The organism is Arthrobacter sp. StoSoilB5, from assembly GCF_019977235.1.
Classification (GTDB): Bacteria; Actinomycetota; Actinomycetes; order Actinomycetales; family Micrococcaceae; genus Arthrobacter.
The window spans coordinates 385,050-402,353 of sequence record NZ_AP024646.1 but is presented as its reverse complement, the minus strand read 5'-3'; the positions used below and the strand labels follow the sequence as shown (position 1 = coordinate 402,353).

Genomic DNA, 17,304 nt, shown 5'->3' with positions numbered 1-17,304 from the left:
GAGGGTTCGTCGAGTTACAGGTCCTCCAACGTGGGGTGTGCCGCAGCCGAAGCAGCTTGCTGCCCGTAGTGCGACGGCTCCGCGCACGAAGACCCCTCCTCCCTGCTAGTCGGGGGAGCGTTGAAACATATTTAATATTCCTGAACCCGTACGGTACCTTAGGCGCTATCACCGGCGGGCCGTGATCGTGAAGCCTGCGAGGCGCTGACAAAGGACCCAACGAAGAATAATCATCGTAGAGTGCTACAGAGCCTCCAGATCGGAAACTACGAACACGGGCAGCCGTGTTCCGAGTGGACGCAGCTGATTAGTTGGTACGATGCACGCTCTGACTACGCTCACGGAGGCCTGATCAGGATTCCACCGATAGACGGTATCCGAAATATTGCCGAGCTGGAGTCTACGATCCGGGCTCGCGTGCTGAACATCTACCTGGTACCAATCCTCACCTGGTTGAGTGAACATCCCGTCCAACCAGTGACTGACCTTGACGATGAACTGAATGCTATGACGGGGTGGAGGGACCTTGGCACTGAATGACACGGCCTGCCGAAGAATGCACTTTGTGCTCAATACATGTTTGCGTGGCAACAGATCCGAGCGCGGGCGACCTCGAGGCTCTACCAAGGGAATACCAGGGCTGCGGTTCCGATTTTTCCCGATTGGATCCGATCCAGGCTGGCTTCTGTACGCAGTCGGAGTAAAGAAAAACCCCGCCAATCCCCAGTGTTACTGGGAACTGCGGGGTTTTCGCTGGTGGCTCCGACCGGCGTCGATCCGGTGACCTTTCGATTTTCAGTCGAACGCTCTACCAACTGAGCTACAGAGCCTAGGTGACAAGTCACCTTGAGAACCGAAATTACTTCCGGCGCTCAGAGCGACCCTGACGGGACTTGAACCCGCGACCTCCGCCGTGACAGGGCGGCGCGCTAACCAACTGCGCTACAGGGCCTTGCGTTTGCAGTATCTCTACCGCGTTTTTTTCAAGGCTTCTAGCTTACCAGACTTTTTTCATCCGATTTACCACTTGCCTTGCGTACCCCCAACGGGATTCGAACCCGTGCCGCCGCCGTGAAAGGGCGGTGTCCTAGGCCGCTAGACGATGGGGGCCTGAACTCAATTCGGATTATGCGAGGAAAAACAACACTTTATGCGTTCTTTTCGGTTCTCACCCGTCCGAACTGGACTCTAAAACTTTAGAGCATAGATGGCGATATTCCCAAATCGAGGTCTGCACGCCCCTGAAATAGTGTCTACGGGACATGCTCAAGGAGGTCGCCGACCTGGCAATCGAGCGCCTCGCAGATGGCTGTGAGCGTAGAGAACCGGATCGCCTTTGCCCGGTCATTCTTGAGAACGGACAGATTGACGAGGCTCACCCCCACGCGACGACTCAGTTCCGTCAGGGTCATACCGCGGAGCTCCAGCAACTCGTCCAGCTTGCAGTGAATGGCGATCGTTTCTTCGGCCGGCATCAGACAAGGCCTTCAGTGTCACGCTGCAGGCTCCGGCCGAACTGGAACACGCCCGCCAGCAACACGAGTGCGGCGCCAGCCACCAAGGATGTGGGGTTGAACTCCGCGATGTACACCAAGGTTTCATCGGCGCTCCCCGGCATGGCTCCGAGCTGTTCTGCCAGCCGGTACTTGGCGGTGGAATCGAGGATCTGGGCGGCGCTCCCGGAGATGGCCAGGAGCGCACCGGCAAGTCCAACGACCGCAGCGGTGTGCGGGGCGAAGAGAACCTTGCTCGTGAGCCGATATGCCAGCAGGACCAGAAGGGAAACAACGCAGAGGACCGCGACCAGGTTCATGGTCGCCGACCACCCCAGCATGGAAGCCTCATATTCCGGGAGGGCAGGAACGGTCACCTGCATTTGTGAGTAGCGTCCCACGGCACCCAGGCGGAGTGTTTCCGGCTCCGGGATGGACGGGTCCAGGGGCAGCCGCAGGACCACCTCTCCGGCGCCATTGCTGATGATCGCCGATACAGTCGAAACGGATGTGGCAATACCCACCGCCACCGAGACAACAATGAGCACTGCCGAATCCACTCTCGAAAGCACCCGCACGCGCGCCAGCGACTCTGCGATGTTTCCTCGTAAACCCATAATTCCCCCACCAGTTATCGAAATTCGTTAACATCGATCATCGATAAGGTAAAGCGGTGAACTGCACGTCGTCAAACATTGGCAGTTTCTTGCCGTGACGCGTCCGAAAACCGCCAGCCCAGCCAGCCGCCCCGGGACTAGATTGGCTCTATGACAACCACCACCCCGGCCGAACCCGGCCAGCCGTCCCCGGGCGTGCACTCGCGCAACACCCCCGCGCCTGTTGCTCCCATCAGCAAACTTGGCATCGCCGCCGTCGTCGTCACCGTGGTCCTGTGGGCCTCTGCGTTCGTTGGCATCCGGGCTGTTGGCCCGAGCTTCTCCCCCGGCTCCTTGACGCTCGGACGGTTGGCGGTTGCCGCCGTCGTTCTTGGAATCGTGGTGCTGCCCACCTTGAAAGTCTGGCCGCGCGGCAAGGAATGGTTGCCCATCGTGGCGTACGGCGTGATGTGGTTCGGCGGCTATAACGTGGCTTTGAACGCCGCGGAACACATGCTCGACGCCGGCACCAGCGCCATGCTGATCAACGTCTCGCCGATCCTCATCGCAGTCCTCGCCGGAGTGGTCCTCAAAGAAGGCTTCCCGCGGTGGCTTCTGATTGGCAGTGCCGTTGCGTTCGGTGGCGTGGCGATGATCGCCCTCGGCTCGGGACAGCGTTCGACGGCGGATGTCGCCGGGGTGTTGTTGTGCTTGCTTGCCGCCGTGCTCGCCTCTGTAAGCGCGATCCTCCAGAAGCCGGTCCTTCGGAAGTTTACGGCCGGGCAAGCCACGTGGTTCGGCATCATGGTGGGCGCTGTTTGCTGCCTCCCGTGGACAGGGCAATTGATCGCGGAAGTCCAGTCAGCGCCGCTGCCGGCCACACTCGGCTTGGTCTATCTGGGCATCTTTCCCACCGCCATCGCCTTCACAACATGGGCGTACGCGCTGTCCTTGATCTCGGCCGGGAAACTGGCCGCCACGACGTACCTGGTCCCCGGCACCACCATCCTGATCTCCTGGGCCGTACTTCAGGAAGTCCCGACCATCTGGGGACTGATCGGTGGCGTGGTGTGCTTGATCGGCGTGGCGCTGACCCGGCGCACGCCAAGGGTTGCCCGGCGCACGCCAAGGGTTGTCCGGCGCACTGCAAAGTGAGCTAGCGGGCCATACTCGCAAGGAGCTCACGGTGCGTGGGCGGATTGGCGCCTGGGCGGCCCACGGTAATGGATGCCGCCATGGATGCCGTGGTGCCGATCCGTTCCAGGACCGTGGGCGCTAGACCGTCGCTGCCACGCAGGAGCAGTCCCATAATGAGCGCCGACATGTATGAATCCCCGGCGCCGATGGTATCGGCCACGTCCGAGGGGATGGCGGGTACGGTGAGTTGGATGTGCCGGGTTGCCATGAGCGAACCGCTGGAGCCCTGGGTCACTACGGCGAGTCCAGTGCCAAGGGCCAGGAGGTGACCCGCAGTTTCCTCGAGCTCCTTGCCCGGGTACAGCCAGCGGGCGTCGTGCGCGCTCATTTTTACGACGTCCGTCAATGGCACCAACTCTTCGAACAGTGAAAGCGCCTCATGGTGGCTGCCGAGGAGGGCAGCGCGGATGTTGGGATCGTAGGTAATCATGCAGCCGCCCTGCGCTTGCTCCAACAGGCTCCGGACAACGCTGGCCCCAGGTTCAAGGAATGTGGCGATCGAACCTGTGTGCAGGATTTTTGGGGCATATGGCAGCGCGAGCGGAGCAAGTGCCCAATCAATCTCGAACGTGTACTCAGCCGAACCGTCGGCAGCGATCCGGGCGGTCGCCGTCGCCGTCTTGCCCAGCGACTTTGATCCGGGCAGCAGTACTACGCCGGCGCCTTGAAGGTGTGCGGCAATGGCGTCGCCCCGTTGGTCCCGTCCGATGGCGGTGAGCAGGCCCGCCTTCACATCCAGTCGGCCGAGTCCGTAGGCAACGTTGGCCGGTGAGCCTCCGGGATATTCGATCTCCCCATCGGGCGACTCCACGATGTCGATGAGCGCCTCACCCACCACGACGACGTCGAGGGGCTCGGGAGCGGAGGTAGGAGTGGCGGTCATGCGGTTCCTGTTCGTTCGTTGGTGAGATGCGGGGCTGGCCTACGGAATGCCGTTCGACGAGGTCGCATTCGAACAGTTCAGCATGACCAGGGGACGGTGCACCAGCGAGTATCAGCTCCAGGGCGTCAATGTACCTTGTTGGGACTAGAGTCGGATCATGTCCGCGAATCTCCCTCCCGGCCTGCCCATCGTTCCCGACGGCGATCTCCCGTCCTCGCCGCTTCCGGAGCGGAACGGGGTGCACAGTCCGATCGAGCACGCTTCCAGCGGCGGTGCCGGGTTGCCCGGAATTGACGCGGATTTTCCTGCCGGTGCTCCGTTCGAAATGTCGGCGGAGGACTTCGAAGAAGCTGTGAGCGACGCTTTGCAGCTGATCCCGCCCAAAGCCGCCAGCGCCATGGACAACGTGGCGATCTTCATCGAGGACGACTACACCCCGCGGGCCGGCGAAGATCCGGACACCGTATTGCTTGGCTTGTACGAGGGCGTCCCGTTGACCGAACGCGACTCATGGTGGGAAGCGGGTTCGTTGCCGGACCGGATCACCATTTTCCGCCAACCCATCCTGGACATCTGCTCTACCCGCGAGGAAGTCATCGACGAAGTGGCCATCACGGTGATCCACGAGATCGCACACCACTTCGGAATAGACGACGACCGCCTGCATGAGCTCGGCTGGGGCTAGCCTTGTAAGCATGGGGCACGATCACAACCACTCCCACGGAGTAACGGCAACCGGCAGGCATCGGAAGCGGCTCATTGCCGTCCTGGCCATCACTTTGGGTGTGGTGGGCATCCAGGTGGTTGGTGCGCTGGTCTCTGGCTCGCTGGCTCTGCTGGCCGATGCCGGCCACATGTTGTCCGACGCCGCAGGTGTGTTCATCGCCTTGATGGCTGCCTGGATCGCTACCCGCCCGGCAAGTGATCAACGGACTTACGGGTATCAGCGGGCCGAAGTCCTGGCAGCGTTGGCCAACGCCCTGGTTCTCATCGTCATCGCCGTGGTGATTATGATCGAGGCCATCCGCCGGTTCGGGGAGTCCCCCGAAATCCATACGGACGTGATGCTGTGGGCGGCGATCCTGGGCGCCGTAGCCAACCTCGTCTCCCTGATGATCCTGCAAGGGGCGCAAAAGGAGAGCCTCAACGTCCGCGGGGCCTACCTCGAAGTCCTGGGGGACCTTCTTGGCTCGATCGCTGTCATTGCAGCGGCCATCGTCATCATGACCACGGGCTTCACCGCAGCCGACCCCATTGCCTCCGTCCTGATCGCCCTCATGATCATCCCCCGCGCCTGGCATCTGCTCCGCGATGTTGTGGACGTACTTCTGGAAGCCACGCCCAAGGGCGTGGACGTGAACATGATCCGCGAGCACATCCTTGCAGTGGACGGCGTGGTGGAGGCCCACGACATCCACATCTGGACAATCACGTCCGGGGTCCCCGTGTTCTCCGCCCACGTTGTGGTGGAAGACGAGGTCCTTAATGCCAGCGGGGCGGACAGCATCCTGGACCAGCTGGGATCCTGCCTGGGCAGCCATTTCGACACCGAGCACTGCACTTTCCAGCTGGAACCCGTCAGCCACTCCGAGCATGAGTCACACCAGCACGCCTAACGGGGTGCGTCACTTGGTGTTGTAATTACCGTTCCTGCTGCTCCATCCACAGTGATGATCTGGCCTGAGCTGATCCGCAGGGTTGCGTCGGGCACGCCCACCACGGCCGGTATGCCATATTCGCGGGCCACTACAGCGCCATGGGAGTTGGGACCGCCCATTTCCATGACCAGGCCGCCCGCGGTGAGGAACAACGGTGTCCAGCCGGGGTCGGTGGAGGGCGCTACCAGGATTTCGCCCGGCTCCAGATGGGCACCGACGGGGTCCATGATGACCCGCGCAGGGGCTGTGATGACGCCCGCCGACGCCGGACTGCCGGAGAGGGCGCCCGGGGCGCCTGGGGTTCCGCCCGCCGCAGCAGTCGCTTCGGGTTCTGTGCCGTCAGAGAGCAGTACCCGCGGAATATGCCTGCGCCTCAGCTCCTGCGCGTAGTCTGCGCGGCGATCTGCCACGAGCTGGTGGAGCTTGTTGCCAGCCAAGGCAGTCTCTACTTCGTTGAGGTCCAGGAAGAAGATATCCTCGGCGCGTTCAATCCGCCCTGCCTCTGCCAGTTCTGCTCCGACCAGCGACAGCTGTTCCCTTGCCGAAGCCAAGCCGAGGACGAGGTTGTATTTGGGCAGCTCCCTCATCCCGGCAAACCTGCGCGTACGGTCCAACGCCGTGCGGACCAGCTTGGCGTGGAGCGGACTCTTTGCCCTTGCCCGTGCAATGAGTCTCGCTACCTGTTCGTCTGCCTCCTGTGCGGCTCTCTCGAACTGCTGGTCTGGTGCGTCCGCGCTGTGCTCGAGACGAAGATAGTTGACCACGACGCCGAGAATGTGTGTGGGGTCATCCGACCATCGGGGCATTCCAAGGTCGATCTCTGCCACAGCCCTGTGCCCATAGGTGCGCAGGAAAGCCTCCAGCCCGGATTGCGCAACTGCTGGTAAGGCTCTGTCCTTGTATTGCTGAACGAGTTCCTCGAGTGTGGGGTAGCTCAGGAAGGCCAAGGCCTCCGGGTCATCCCTGATGTCCTTGGCAAGCTGCCACAGGGCAAGGTCCATCTCGGTGGTGACGTTGTTGGGCAACCCACGAATGACTGTTTGGAGTTGGTCCCAGGAGGCTTGCTCGCCCAACACTTTCCGGACGAGTCCAAGCATCGCAAAGCCCAGAACAGGAAGGGGCAGGACTTGGGGAACCGTTGCGAATACTTCCTCCCCCAGGATTCTCTGCACGTGTGCAATTCGCTGATGGGCGGTGATGCCCTCCGGCACCCGGAGGGCATCGTGGAGTTCTGCCTCAAGCTGCTTTTGGCGCTTCATTGCAGCATCGGGACGGAAAAGGGCCCGGATCACCGTCTCCGGAACGCGGTACTTCGCCGCAACAGGGGCAACGTGCCTGATGAGTTTTATCGGAGTCTTGATGGTCACGGAAAACCGCGGGTCATCGAAAAGGCCACGAATCACCGCCGCCGAACGGGCCTCCATGATGTCAAAAATCCGTGGCACGATTGCCCGGCCCACCCTGCTGCGCAACACGGACGTGAAGTCGAAGAAGATCCTCTGCCCGACCTCATGGTAGGGCGAGGGCCCGGACCTTGGATCGGGGACGTCGAACGCAGCCCTGCGGGCAACACTGGAGGCTAACAGTCGGATACCCGCCAACCCCATGGGCGTCAGTGGCCTGGTGAGGCCCTGGGCGAGACTGAAGTTCAGGAAAGCGTGCTCGCCGGGAGTCGCCGGGAGGCGGGAATTCAGCGGATAGAGGGTGGTGATGGGTCTTGCCTGCGTGAGCCACAGCTTCCCGGACGAATCGATGGCCCATTCGGTATCCTGTGGCGCTCCATAGTGGGCTTCCACCCGCCTTCCCAAGGCGGCCAGCGCCCGGATCTGGTCATCGTTGAGACACGGGAGAACCCCGTGGTTCCCTGCCTCCCCGGCACGGCCGGGCCCCCCAATACGTTCGGTGCCCCCACCTGCAAGCGAACGGATCTCCACCTGCCGGTCACCCAGCGTCCGCTTCAGGATGGAGTTGCTCTGCGTATCAACCACGTATTGATCGGGATTAACGGCACCTGACACCACGGCCTCGCCCAGGCCAGGGCTGGCATCGATTACAGCTTCACGGCGCCGTCCGGTGACAGGGTTGGCCGTGAACATCACTCCGGCTGTGGCAGAATCCACCATTTCCTGGACAACCACGGCCAGCGTCACCGTTGCGTGGTCAATCCCGTTGGTTGTCCGGTAGCTCACCGCGCGGTCCGTCCAGAGCGATGCCCAACACCGGCTTACAGCGTCAAGGACTGCCTCTTCTCCCACCACGTTCAGGAAGGTGTCCTGCTGCCCGGCAAAACTGGCGAAGGGCAGGTCTTCGGCAGTGGCGGAGGACCGCACAGCGACGGGGGCGGCGTCTCCCAACTTTTGATACGCCGCCCGGACCGACTCGGCGACGTCGGTGGGTACTCCGGCGTCGAGCACCAACGACCTCGCCCGGGCCGCGAGCCTATTGAGTTCGTCCAGGTCAGATGCCGCGACGTCCTGCAGAAGTGCAACGACGTCCTCCATCCCAATCGCTGAGAGGGCGTAGCGGTAGGCGGACGTTGTGAGACAAAAACCTGGCGGCACCGGCAGGCGGGCGGCACTCAACTCGCCGAGATTGGCAGCCTTGCCGCCTACCTCGGGGAGCATGTCCGCCCGGATGTCGGCAATATCCCGAATGAACACCGGGGCGTTTACATCCGGGCCCGCATTGTTTTCCTGCCGGTGTTTCCCAGGCTGCTGGTTATCCATGGGCGGTGCGCGCCAGCGCTCTAAGCCGCGCCGAGCATGGGTCCGAATTTGGGACGGTCCGCGAGTCGCGGATCCTCGCGGTCCGGAACAACGAGGACCGGCCCCTTGGCGTGATGGAGAACGCCATCGGAGGTGGAACCAAGGAGCATGCCCGCGAAACCACCGCGGCCCCGCGTACCGAGGACAACCAGCTCCACCCCGCGGCTGGCCTCAACCAGGACGTCAACGGGTGAGCCGTCCCTCAGCTCGGTTTCCAGAGGCAGCTGGGGAAAATGGCTGCGAAGCCAGGCGGCACCTGCATCCAACTGCACTTTGATGTCCGCAAACAAGGCATCGCGGTCCAAGGGTGCCGGCACCCAGGCCAAGGAGCCGCTGTACTGCGGGACTGCGCATATGACGCGGAGCTTGGCCCCCATCCGCTGGGCTTGTTCGGCTGCCTCGAGGACGGCGACGCGGGCTTGTTCGGAACCGTCCACGCCCACTGCTACGACGTTTTCCACCGTGCGCGGCCCGGCCTTGGCGTGCTCAGCCTTGATGTGCTTGTCCGCGGTGTTCTCACCCAAACGGTCGGCGCAGTAGAGCGGGACCGTCACGGTAGGGCATTTAGCGTGGGCAGGCAAGGCGCTGCTGACCGAACCCAGGAGACGCCCGACGAAGCCGCCGCGGCCACGGCTGCCAAAGACCAGGAGCGCGGCGTTCGCGGAGAGATCCAGGAGGACACCCGCGGCATCGCCGTTCTCCACAGACGCATCGACATCGATGTTGTAACCCGAGACCTTATCCATGGCCTGCTTGACGATGGCTTCCGCGCCCTCGCGGATCACAGAATCGTCTACGGTGGCGTATCCGCCGTCGAGGCCGGATGCTGCGAAGATGGGCACCGAATACGCCGTGACTATATGCAGGGGAAGCTGGCGGCGTTCCGCCTCACGAGCAGCCCAAACCAGGGCGCATTGACCATGCTCGGAACCGTCCACTCCGACGACGATTCCACCAGGCGCCACTGCTTGGTCCTCGCCGTCCCGTGGTTCTTCAATGTGTCTGCCGTGCTGGTCCATTGGGCCCGCCTCTCCACCTACTGCTTGATGTTCCGGCCATTCTGCCAGAGGTTCTCCGTACCGGTGTTCCCTTGCTGGTGTGCAACCAATAGCCGGGGCCGAAGAAACCCGCGGGTTCTCCTTCCAATGCCCACTATTCTCGGTTGGCATTACCGAATCAAGGCGACTTTGGGCTATGTGCATAACGGTCCGGGCTCGGTTTTCGACACCTTCATCGACCTCTGGATTGCGCTGCCGATGAACATCCAAAACACGCAGTCGCCGAGGCTATCCATGGCAGAAAAAGTTCGGTAGTGTTCGAGTCACCGAATGGCCGGCAAAAGTGTCCCAGGACACAATCCGGCCATTTATTTGCGGCCGCTTGGGGAACTCGGACGCGATCCCACGCGCTGCTGAAAGGCACACACGTCAAGGAGGAACCCAAGCAGTGTCACTCACTCCTGATTCCGTCACGGAACGGACTACCACCGTGGTGATCGGCACCGGCCTCTCCGGGTTGGCTGTTGCCAGCGAGCTCAGCCGCTATGGCGTGGGTTCCATCGTGCTGGACGGCTTTGGTGCTTTATCGGCCACCGGACCATCAGTCCATACGGGAATGCTCCAACGCTGCGACGCTGCCGACCCCGCAGCAATGCAGGAACGCAACGAGATCCTGCGCCACTTGCGCAACTACGCCGCCAGCCACCATCTGGATGTCCGCAACACCACACGCGCTGTTCGCCTGGACTTCCTCGGTGGAGACTCCACGCTGCAACTTGGATATGGACTCGCAGCGAGCCTGAACACGGCCAGCCTCAAGGCCGGGCTAAGTGTTTACGGGCCGCTTGAATCCACCCCACGGCAATGGGCCGTGCATACGGCCAGTGGAGTCCTCCTGGCCGACCACATTGTGGTGACGCGCTGCGCCCAGAGTCAACTGCGCCGCATGCTGGCCGATCTCGGAATCGCCATTGGCCAGAACCTCGTGGCAGCCATGCGTGCCGTCGGCATGCACTTGGTGGGCGTTGGCGAACTCATCACCCCCACGCCCAAGGAAGTACTCCGGCAAGCCAAAGCCGTGGGGCAAGCGATCTCATCCAAGGTGGCTCTCCCAGCTGGGCCGGGCATCGCCCTGGCGTAGAAACCACCGAAGGCCAGTTCAGTCCTTGCCTTAAACGAACAAAAATTAACTCAAAAGAGCGGTACGTAAAGGGTCGATTGCTAAAGGGCCGGTTACGAAAAAAGGCCGATGCCTTCGAAGACTTTGGTCCTCGAAGGCATCGGCCTTTTGAGCTGGAGCGTGAAGCTTAGGCGCCAGCGCGTACGTACGTGATGGGGCCTGTTGCGGTAAGCCAGCTGATCGGGTGGATGCCCGTCTGGTTACCGTTGATGCCACCGCTGATGGCCTGGCCGTTGCCGATGTAGATAGCTACGTGGCCGGACTGGACGATCATGTCACCGGGCTGGGGGTCGCTGACAACCTTGCCGTAGTTCATGAACTGCATGGGTGCGAGGTCGCCAACCGGAATGCCTGCGGAGCCGAGGGCCCTTTCGACCATCGCGGTGCAGTCCTGGAAGATGCCGATCTGGGCGTAAGCCGAGGCGACCATGGCAGCGTTAATGCCACCAACAGCCGGAGCTGCAGCAGCAGGGGCAGCCGCGACGGGAGCGGCAGCAGTGGTTGCCGCCGCCTGAACGGTAGCGGTCGCAGGAGCCTTGGCCGCCGGGGCCGGAGCAACGGGCGCCGGCTTTTCAATAACGGGAGCCGCTACGGAAGCAACCGCAGGGCGCTCGAAGTTGACCTTGGCCGTGGATGCGGCCGTAACAACCTTGGTGGGACCCTCGGTGACGGTCTCGGCGACCGTAGCAGGGCTGGAGTCGCGCTGAACAGGGGTTTCTGCTGCGTGGGCAGCAATGGAACCCGTAAGGACGAGGCCCGAAGCTGCTGCGATGACAGCGGCCTGGCGACCTGCGCCCGAGGCGTTGCTGGCAACGGCCTTGGAGATTGAGATGAACGGATTAGGACGTACGCTGTCCGCCTTACGACGGCCGCGAAGAATGCGTGAAGACATGAAAGAGCCTCTCCCGATGCCTGCGAGGTTAGCTGTCGGATTCGGATGGGAGTCACCCGGCCACTATCCCCCGCTGTTCAGCGGAAGCTTCGTGACTTCACCCCAAGGCGCGCTCTGAAAGCGGGCCAAAATGGGTTCCCCGTCTCTGCCGTAGGTTTGTCTGCGAACGGATTCCGGACTGCGGCAGAGCTAGGCAATCAGGCCGGAAGTGCCCGCTACGTGGAACAGGCACAGGTACAACCGTACAGGAAGATCATCTCAAAGTCACATTTACGTAACGAGAAGTTCAGTTTTGGCGTGTCGCGGTGACCATTTCGAGATCTTCGCAAGTATGTAGAAAACCTTGTTATTCCGGGGAATTTTCGCCATCCGGGTCGTTGGGAACCGCGAGTTTCTTCCGGGCTGTAACAGCGAGGAAGATCACCAGGGCAATCGCCACCACGGCGAGGCCAACGATGCTCCAGGGGAAGGGCTGGGAAGCGGCCGGAGCCGGCTCAATGTTTTCGGTACCGGGGGCCGCCGTGCCCGCCGTCGGAACAGCCACCGAAGCCGACTGGGAGGCACCTGCCTGGCCGCTCGCCGTCGTCGTGCTTGTCCCGGATGCCGTAAACGTAAAGGTGCCCTCGATGGGGTGCGAGTCGGAGCTGACCACGCGCCAGACCACCGTGTATTCGCCGGCCGGAGCACCCTGCCGAAGTTTCTGCACGGCCATGTTGTCGATGATTTCCACTGCGCCGTCCGCCCAGTTTTCGCCACCAGAGGTGACAGTCACACCCGAGCCGATGGCCAGCGGCCGGTTGTTGAACGTGATGGATACCGACGCCGGCACTTCAGTCACCCGGGCACCGTTCGCCGGGTTTGTTGATTCGGCGACGTCGTGGGCGGAGGCCGGGGCGGCGGCAAACAGCAACGCTGAAGCGAAAGCCAGCGCGGCGACGACGGCGGCCAGAAGCGGGCGGATGGTACGCATGGGGCGGTTTCTCCTAGTGTTGGCTTCCTTACAGACTAGGCGAATCGTCCCAGCGGCCCACATTGGCGGGCATAGGATTTGAGAGCAAACTCCCCCGATCCCCGGAGACCTTCATGCTTAAACAAGGTTCTGCAATCGACCGTTACTTCAAGATCTCCGAACGCGGTTCCACGTACTCGCGGGAAATACGTGGCGGATTCGCCACCTTCTTTGCCATGAGCTACATCGTTGTGCTGAACCCGCTGATCCTTTCCGGGGCAGACTCCAGCGGAGCTTCGCTCGGCTTCACGGCCGTCGCGGCCACTACGGCCTTTGTGGCCGGTATCCTCACCATCCTCATGGGCGCTTGGGCGAAGCACCCCTTCGCCGTGGCAACTGGCCTTGGCGTGAACGCATTCGTAGCGGTGACAGTTGCCTCCCACCCGGAGCTGACGTGGCCGGACATGATGGGCCTTGTGGTGCTTTCGGGCGTCACCATGCTGATCCTGGTCCTCACCGGATTCCGCACGGCCGTTTTCAAAGCCGTCCCGGAAGCTCTCAAGACGGCAATCGTGGTGGGCATTGGCCTCTTCATCGCCCTGATAGGCCTTGTCAACGCAGGCTTTGTCCGGCGCATCCCGGATGCCGCGGGCACCACTGTCCCGCTCGGCCTGGGTGTGGACGGCAAGCTGATGGGGTGGCCTACGTTGGTTTTCGCTGTCGGCCTGATCCTGACCATCGCGTTGGTAGTGCGAAAGGTCCGCGGCGCGATCCTGATCGGCATCGTGGTCTCCACTGCCCTGGCCGCCATCCTCGAATTCACGCTCCATATTGGCCCAAGCTTCGACGGCAAGAACGTCAACCCTCGCGGCTGGTCCCTCGTGGCTCCCACACTTTCCGAATGGGGCGCTCCGGACCTCTCCTTGATTGGTAAAGCCAACCCCTTCGGCGCCTTTGAGCACCTCGGTTTCGTGGCCGCCGCGCTGCTGGCTTTCGTGATCCTCCTCAGCATCTTCTTCGACGCCATGGGCACCATGGTGGGCCTGGCCAACGAGGCCGGAACCGTGGACGAGCACGGCAACATTCCCAACGTGGACCGCGTCCTCCAGGTTGATGCCCTCGGGGCAATCGTCGGCGGCGGCGCATCCGTTTCGTCCAACCAGATCTTCGTCGAGTCGGGCGCGGGTATTGGCGAAGGTGCCCGCACTGGCCTCGCCTCCATTGTCACGGGCTTGCTCTTCCTGGTGGCGATGTTCTTCACGCCGCTCATCAACCTTGTCCCGTTCGAGGCCGTCGCTCCTGCGCTGGTGGTTGTGGGCTTCATGATGGTGTCCCAGGTGGGGAAGATCGACTGGCAGGACTGGGGCGTCGGCATTCCCGCGTTCCTGACCATCGCCCTCATGCCTTTCACGTACTCCATTGCCAACGGCCTCGGCGCAGGCTTCATCTCCTACGTCCTTATCCGTTCGTTCCAGGGCCGGGCGCGGGAAGTCCACCCGCTCATGTGGGCCGTTGCAGCGGCGTTCCTGCTGTTCTTCGGGATCGGAACTGTGGAGGAGCTGTTGGGCATCAAGTAGCGCTTAGCTGAAGTCCGGGATTCCGGACACGCCCCGTGCTGGATTGCTGGTTTTTGGGTCCGTCGTCAGGTGTGCTTGAAAGTATGGGATCAAGAACCAGCACCAGCCTCACCGTAGATGTCAGCCCGACGCCGTGGACCGGCCGCTTTGACGGCGACGGCGACGAACACCGACGCTGGTGGCAAGCCGTAACACCCCACAATTCCACAGCCGCCGCAGCTGCCTTACGCCCCGCCGTCGTCCTGGGTTTCTGCAGCGACGCTGGCGTGCGGCGCAACAAGGGCCGCGTAGGTGCCGCCGCGGCTCCGGCCGCTATCCGCTCGGCGCTGGCCCCGCTGGCCTTCCACCTTGACCGTGACGTGTTCGACGCCGGTGACGTGGTTGTGGAGGACGACTCACTGGAAGATGGACAACAGCGCGCCGGACGCGCCATTTCTGAACTGCTCGACGCCGGAAACCTCACGGTCGTGCTCGGCGGAGGCCACGAGACCGCGTTTGCCAGCTATTTGGGCCTGGCCGGTTCGGAGACTGTGCGTAGTGGCAAGCGGCTGGGCGTCCTGAACCTGGATGCCCACTTTGACCTGCGTGACGAGCCCACTCCGAGTTCCGGCACGCCGTTTCTCCAGATGGCCCAGGAAGAACGAGCCGCCGGACGCGAACTGCACTACGCCGTCGTCGGTATCTCCGAACCCAACAACACGCGCACGCTTTTCGACACCGCGGACCGTCTCGGCGTGAAATACCTGCTGGACGAGGACTGCTCCGCAGAGCGCGTGGAGACGTTCGTGGCCGACTTCGTGGCTGGAATCGATGTGCTTTACCTGACGATCGACCTGGACGTGCTGCCGGCTTCGGTGGCACCGGGCGTCAGCGCCCCTGCTGCGTACGGGGTGCCACTGCCCGTGATCAATGCCGTTTGCCGCCAAGTAGCCGCGAGCGGGACACTGCGGCACTTGGACGTTGCTGAGCTGAACCCGGGCTTCGACATCGATGGACGAACCGCGAAAGTGGCAGCACGGCTGGTGAACACACTGTTGGCCTAGGGCCTGTTCCCAGGCGCTGTCCTCCGTTTAGCCTGTGTGGAGGTGCGGAGGGACGGATGGCGATGGGCGCAACTCCTGTGCAGGACAAGTGGGCCTGGGTGGCCGGACCCGTTGCTGTCGCTTTGGGTCTTTCCGCGCACGTCGTCTCAGGTGGCAGCGCCCCGGCGATGCCCGTACTGCTGGCCTTTGTTGCCCTCGCTGCCCTGGCCGCGCAATTGATTGCCCGCTGGATCCATGGGCCTTTGCTGTTGTTGCTGTTGTCCGGCCTGGCCCAGCAGTTGCTGTTCTTTGGTTTCGACGCCTTGAGCGGCTCGTTTGCCGGCGCCGGATTCCTTGACCATTTGCACGGGCAGGCGCAGCAACCAGTGGACGTACCTGCGGACAGTCAGGCGGGCTCAGGCCAGGTGCACACTGCTGACCTCATGCTTTACACGCATGCTGCTGCTGCCATTCTCACTTTGCTGATGGCTGCGGGAGTATCCAAGCTGGCGCGGAGGGGCCGTCACGGAGGGCAACGTTCCGTAGCTTTTCCGTAGCCCTGCGAAAGCCAACGTAGCCCTGCGAAAGCCGGGGCAATGAACTTTGATCGTCCTGCCTTCGGGCGCCTAGTGTCGGTTGCACGTGGTGTACCCGAGAGGCCAGGGAGCTGCCTGCAAAGCAGCGCACGCGGGTTCGAATCCCGCCACCACGTCTGCTGGCCTTCGCGAGATGGCAGTTAATGCCGATGTTCTTCTCAAACATTGGCTGTGGAGTCTCATGACTTAATGGACACTTCTGTCTCAGGACATCGTGGACAGTGTGTCTCGGGACATCGTGGGCACTTGTGCGGGTTTTGCTCGTTCCATGAGCGAACTCAAACCCGATATGAAGGTCCGGTATCTTGTCGCCTCGTGGCCTGAGGAGAGTCCTCGAGGTGCCGTGGCAGCCTTCTGCCGCGAGCACAACGTCTCACGGTCTTGGTTCTATAAGGTCAGGGCCGCTGCGGTGTCGGGTGGGCCGGCACAAGCGATGGCTATGCGTTCGACCAAGCCACGTACCAGCCCTAACGCTACTCCCGCAGGGGTCACCGCGTTGGCTTTGCATGTGAGGGAAGCGTTGGAGGCCCAAGGCCATGACCATGGGCCTTTGAGCGTTCAGGCAAGGATGCGCCGGGACGGTGTGGAACCGCCGTCCCGGGCAACGCTTGCCCGGCTCTTTACCAAGGCCGGCATGGTGGTTCCGGAGCCGCGGAAGAAGCCTCGAAGCGCTTACCGCCGGTTCGTATATCCCGCACCGAACTGTTGCTGGCAGATCGACGCCACGGAATGGCAGCTGGAAAACGGGCGGAAGGTTGTGATTTTCCAGCTCATTGATGATCATTCACGCTTGGCCTTGGCGTCACTGGTTGCGGCCGGAGAAACGAGCGAAGCGGCCCTGCGGGTGGTCAAACATGCCATCAGTAAACACGGGGTTCCCCGGAAGTTTCTCTCCGACAACGGCATGGCCCTGAACCCCACACGCAGGGGACGAAGCGGGGCATTGGTGGACTACCTGAGATCTCTCGGAGTCGAACCGATCACGGGCAAGCCCTACAAGCCCACCACCCAGGGCAAGAACGAACGATTCCACCGCACACTGCACCGGTTTCTGCACAAGCAAAAACCGGCTTCAACGATCAAGGATCTTCAAGCCCAGGTCGACACCTTCGACCACTACTACAACACCGAGCGTGAACATCAGGCACTGCCGGCCCGAATGACTCCCCAACAGGCTTGGGAAGCCACCGAGAAAGTGCCCGCCCCCTCGGTCCCCGTGATCTCTGAGATCAAAACCCAGATCCGGCGAACCGTACGAAGAACCGTCAGCCGCCTGGGCGTCGTCACGGTCGTGGGCACGCACTTCCAAGTAGGCAGAGACCGCGCCGGAGAAACAATCCACATCCTCTACGACGCACAACGCATCATGTTCTTCGACGGGCACGGAACCGAAATCATTTCCCATCCGCGCCCGCCAAGAGGAACCAAATACATAGGCAACAACAAACCCCGCGGCTTCATGGCGAACCAAGTGTCCACGACGTCATGAGACATACAG

Annotated in this window: 15 protein-coding genes, 4 tRNA genes and 1 riboswitch; of the genes, 9 read left to right on the top strand and 10 right to left on the bottom strand. The window is 62.3% G+C overall.

Going from position 1 to position 17,304, the window contains the following annotated elements:
* Nucleotides 1-754: 754 nt before the first annotated feature.
* The 5 genes from LDN75_RS01985 to LDN75_RS01965 form a co-directional block, all read right to left on the bottom strand.
* Nucleotides 755-830, bottom strand: a tRNA-Phe gene (locus LDN75_RS01985).
* A 48-nt stretch (nt 831-878) separates the two neighbouring features.
* A tRNA-Asp gene (locus LDN75_RS01980) sits at nt 879-952 on the bottom strand.
* Nucleotides 953-1,037: 85 nt separating this feature from the next.
* A tRNA-Glu gene (locus tag LDN75_RS01975) sits at nt 1,038-1,110 on the bottom strand.
* 143 nt (nt 1,111-1,253) lie between these two features.
* Nucleotides 1,254-1,475, bottom strand: coding sequence for a helix-turn-helix transcriptional regulator (locus LDN75_RS01970; RefSeq protein WP_223935524.1), 222 nt, complete (start codon nt 1,473-1,475; stop codon nt 1,254-1,256).
* Nucleotides 1,475-2,110, bottom strand: coding sequence for a hypothetical protein (locus LDN75_RS01965; protein WP_223935523.1), 636 nt, complete (start codon nt 2,108-2,110; stop codon nt 1,475-1,477). The genes LDN75_RS01970 and LDN75_RS01965 overlap by 1 nt, the downstream gene beginning before the upstream one ends.
* Nucleotides 2,111-2,260: 150 nt before the next feature.
* Here LDN75_RS01965 and LDN75_RS01960 point away from each other — a divergent pair, with 150 nt between their 5' ends.
* Nucleotides 2,261-3,244 carry a DMT family transporter gene (locus LDN75_RS01960; RefSeq protein ID WP_223935522.1) on the top strand — a complete coding sequence of 328 codons (984 nt, stop codon included), beginning with the start codon at nt 2,261-2,263 and terminating at the stop codon, nt 3,242-3,244.
* A gap of 1 nt (nt 3,245) precedes the next feature.
* Here LDN75_RS01960 and LDN75_RS01955 read toward each other — a convergent pair whose 3' ends face one another.
* Nucleotides 3,246-4,169 (bottom strand): carbohydrate kinase, encoded by a 924-nt coding sequence (locus tag LDN75_RS01955; protein ID WP_223935521.1) that lies wholly within the window; start codon nt 4,167-4,169, stop codon nt 3,246-3,248.
* Nucleotides 4,170-4,326: 157 nt separating this feature from the next.
* Between LDN75_RS01955 and LDN75_RS01950 the strand changes: the two genes are divergently transcribed.
* Together LDN75_RS01950 and LDN75_RS01945 are read left to right on the top strand one after the other, a co-directional pair.
* A complete protein-coding gene (locus LDN75_RS01950; RefSeq protein ID WP_223935520.1) occupies nt 4,327-4,854 on the top strand; it encodes a metallopeptidase family protein in 528 nt (175 codons plus the stop codon).
* 10 nt (nt 4,855-4,864) lie between these two features.
* On the top strand, nt 4,865-5,785 hold the full coding sequence (locus tag LDN75_RS01945) for a cation diffusion facilitator family transporter (protein ID WP_223935519.1): 921 nt from the start codon (nt 4,865-4,867) through the stop codon (nt 5,783-5,785).
* Here LDN75_RS01945 and LDN75_RS01940 read toward each other — a convergent pair.
* Both LDN75_RS01940 and LDN75_RS01935 read right to left on the bottom strand, forming a co-directional pair.
* Entirely contained in the window at nt 5,782-8,553 is a 2,772-nt protein-coding gene (locus tag LDN75_RS01940) for a PEP/pyruvate-binding domain-containing protein (protein WP_223935518.1), read from the bottom strand. The two genes, LDN75_RS01945 and LDN75_RS01940, sit on opposite strands and share 4 nt — an antisense overlap.
* 20 nt (nt 8,554-8,573) lie before the next feature.
* Entirely contained in the window at nt 8,574-9,611 is a 1,038-nt protein-coding gene (locus tag LDN75_RS01935) for a universal stress protein (protein ID WP_223935517.1), read from the bottom strand.
* A gap of 427 nt (nt 9,612-10,038) precedes the next feature.
* Here LDN75_RS01935 and LDN75_RS01930 point away from each other — a divergent pair, with 427 nt between their 5' ends.
* Nucleotides 10,039-10,731 carry an FAD-binding protein gene (locus LDN75_RS01930; protein WP_223935516.1) on the top strand — a complete coding sequence of 231 codons (693 nt, stop codon included), beginning with the start codon at nt 10,039-10,041 and terminating at the stop codon, nt 10,729-10,731.
* Nucleotides 10,732-10,897: 166 nt separating this feature from the next.
* Here the strand turns inward: LDN75_RS01930 and LDN75_RS01925 are convergent, their stop codons facing one another.
* On the bottom strand, nt 10,898-11,662 hold the full coding sequence (locus LDN75_RS01925) for an NlpC/P60 family protein (protein ID WP_223935515.1): 765 nt from the start codon (nt 11,660-11,662) through the stop codon (nt 10,898-10,900).
* Between the two features lie 3 nt (nt 11,663-11,665).
* Nucleotides 11,666-11,858, bottom strand: a riboswitch (cyclic di-AMP (ydaO/yuaA leader).
* Nucleotides 11,859-12,008: 150 nt separating this feature from the next.
* Nucleotides 12,009-12,632, bottom strand: coding sequence for a copper resistance CopC family protein (locus tag LDN75_RS01920; protein ID WP_223935514.1), 624 nt, complete (start codon nt 12,630-12,632; stop codon nt 12,009-12,011).
* Between the two features lie 113 nt (nt 12,633-12,745).
* Between LDN75_RS01920 and LDN75_RS01915 the strand changes: the two genes are divergently transcribed.
* From LDN75_RS01915 to LDN75_RS01895, 5 genes are all read left to right on the top strand, one after another.
* The gene (locus LDN75_RS01915) at nt 12,746-14,188 is read left to right on the top strand and encodes an NCS2 family permease (RefSeq protein ID WP_223935513.1); all 1,443 of its coding nucleotides are present in this window, start codon (nt 12,746-12,748) and stop codon (nt 14,186-14,188) included.
* Between the two features lie 83 nt (nt 14,189-14,271).
* Nucleotides 14,272-15,231 carry a formimidoylglutamase gene (gene hutG / locus LDN75_RS01910; protein ID WP_223935512.1) on the top strand — a complete coding sequence of 320 codons (960 nt, stop codon included), beginning with the start codon at nt 14,272-14,274 and terminating at the stop codon, nt 15,229-15,231.
* A 62-nt stretch (nt 15,232-15,293) separates the two neighbouring features.
* Nucleotides 15,294-15,767, top strand: a complete 474-nt coding sequence (locus tag LDN75_RS01905; RefSeq protein ID WP_223935511.1) for a hypothetical protein — start codon at nt 15,294-15,296, stop codon at nt 15,765-15,767.
* An 84-nt stretch (nt 15,768-15,851) separates the two neighbouring features.
* Nucleotides 15,852-15,922: transfer RNA gene (locus LDN75_RS01900), tRNA-Cys, on the top strand.
* 152 nt (nt 15,923-16,074) lie between these two features.
* A complete protein-coding gene (locus LDN75_RS01895) occupies nt 16,075-17,295 on the top strand; it encodes a DDE-type integrase/transposase/recombinase (RefSeq protein ID WP_223933130.1) in 1,221 nt (406 codons plus the stop codon).
* The last annotated feature ends 9 nt before the right edge of the window (nt 17,296-17,304 follow it).

Excerpts from the sequence above, each read along its gene's own strand:
- LDN75_RS01970 (WP_223935524.1), bottom strand. The coding sequence starts at position 1,475 with ATGCCGGCCGAAGAAACGATCGCCATTCACTGCAAGCTGGACGAGTTG.
- LDN75_RS01965 (WP_223935523.1), bottom strand. The coding sequence starts at position 2,110 with ATGGGTTTACGAGGAAACATCGCAGAGTCGCTGGCGCGCGTGCGGGTG.
- LDN75_RS01960 (WP_223935522.1), top strand. The coding sequence starts at position 2,261 with ATGACAACCACCACCCCGGCCGAACCCGGCCAGCCGTCCCCGGGCGTG.
- LDN75_RS01955 (WP_223935521.1), bottom strand. The coding sequence starts at position 4,169 with ATGACCGCCACTCCTACCTCCGCTCCCGAGCCCCTCGACGTCGTCGTG.
- LDN75_RS01950 (WP_223935520.1), top strand. The coding sequence starts at position 4,327 with ATGTCCGCGAATCTCCCTCCCGGCCTGCCCATCGTTCCCGACGGCGAT.
- LDN75_RS01945 (WP_223935519.1), top strand. The coding sequence starts at position 4,865 with ATGGGGCACGATCACAACCACTCCCACGGAGTAACGGCAACCGGCAGG.
- LDN75_RS01940 (WP_223935518.1), bottom strand. The coding sequence starts at position 8,553 with ATGGATAACCAGCAGCCTGGGAAACACCGGCAGGAAAACAATGCGGGC.
- LDN75_RS01935 (WP_223935517.1), bottom strand. The coding sequence starts at position 9,611 with ATGGACCAGCACGGCAGACACATTGAAGAACCACGGGACGGCGAGGAC.
- LDN75_RS01925 (WP_223935515.1), bottom strand. The coding sequence starts at position 11,662 with ATGTCTTCACGCATTCTTCGCGGCCGTCGTAAGGCGGACAGCGTACGT.
- LDN75_RS01920 (WP_223935514.1), bottom strand. The coding sequence starts at position 12,632 with ATGCGTACCATCCGCCCGCTTCTGGCCGCCGTCGTCGCCGCGCTGGCT.
- LDN75_RS01915 (WP_223935513.1), top strand. The coding sequence starts at position 12,746 with ATGCTTAAACAAGGTTCTGCAATCGACCGTTACTTCAAGATCTCCGAA.
- hutG (WP_223935512.1), top strand. The coding sequence starts at position 14,272 with ATGGGATCAAGAACCAGCACCAGCCTCACCGTAGATGTCAGCCCGACG.
- LDN75_RS01905 (WP_223935511.1), top strand. The coding sequence starts at position 15,294 with ATGGGCGCAACTCCTGTGCAGGACAAGTGGGCCTGGGTGGCCGGACCC.
- LDN75_RS01895 (WP_223933130.1), top strand. The coding sequence starts at position 16,075 with ATGAGCGAACTCAAACCCGATATGAAGGTCCGGTATCTTGTCGCCTCG.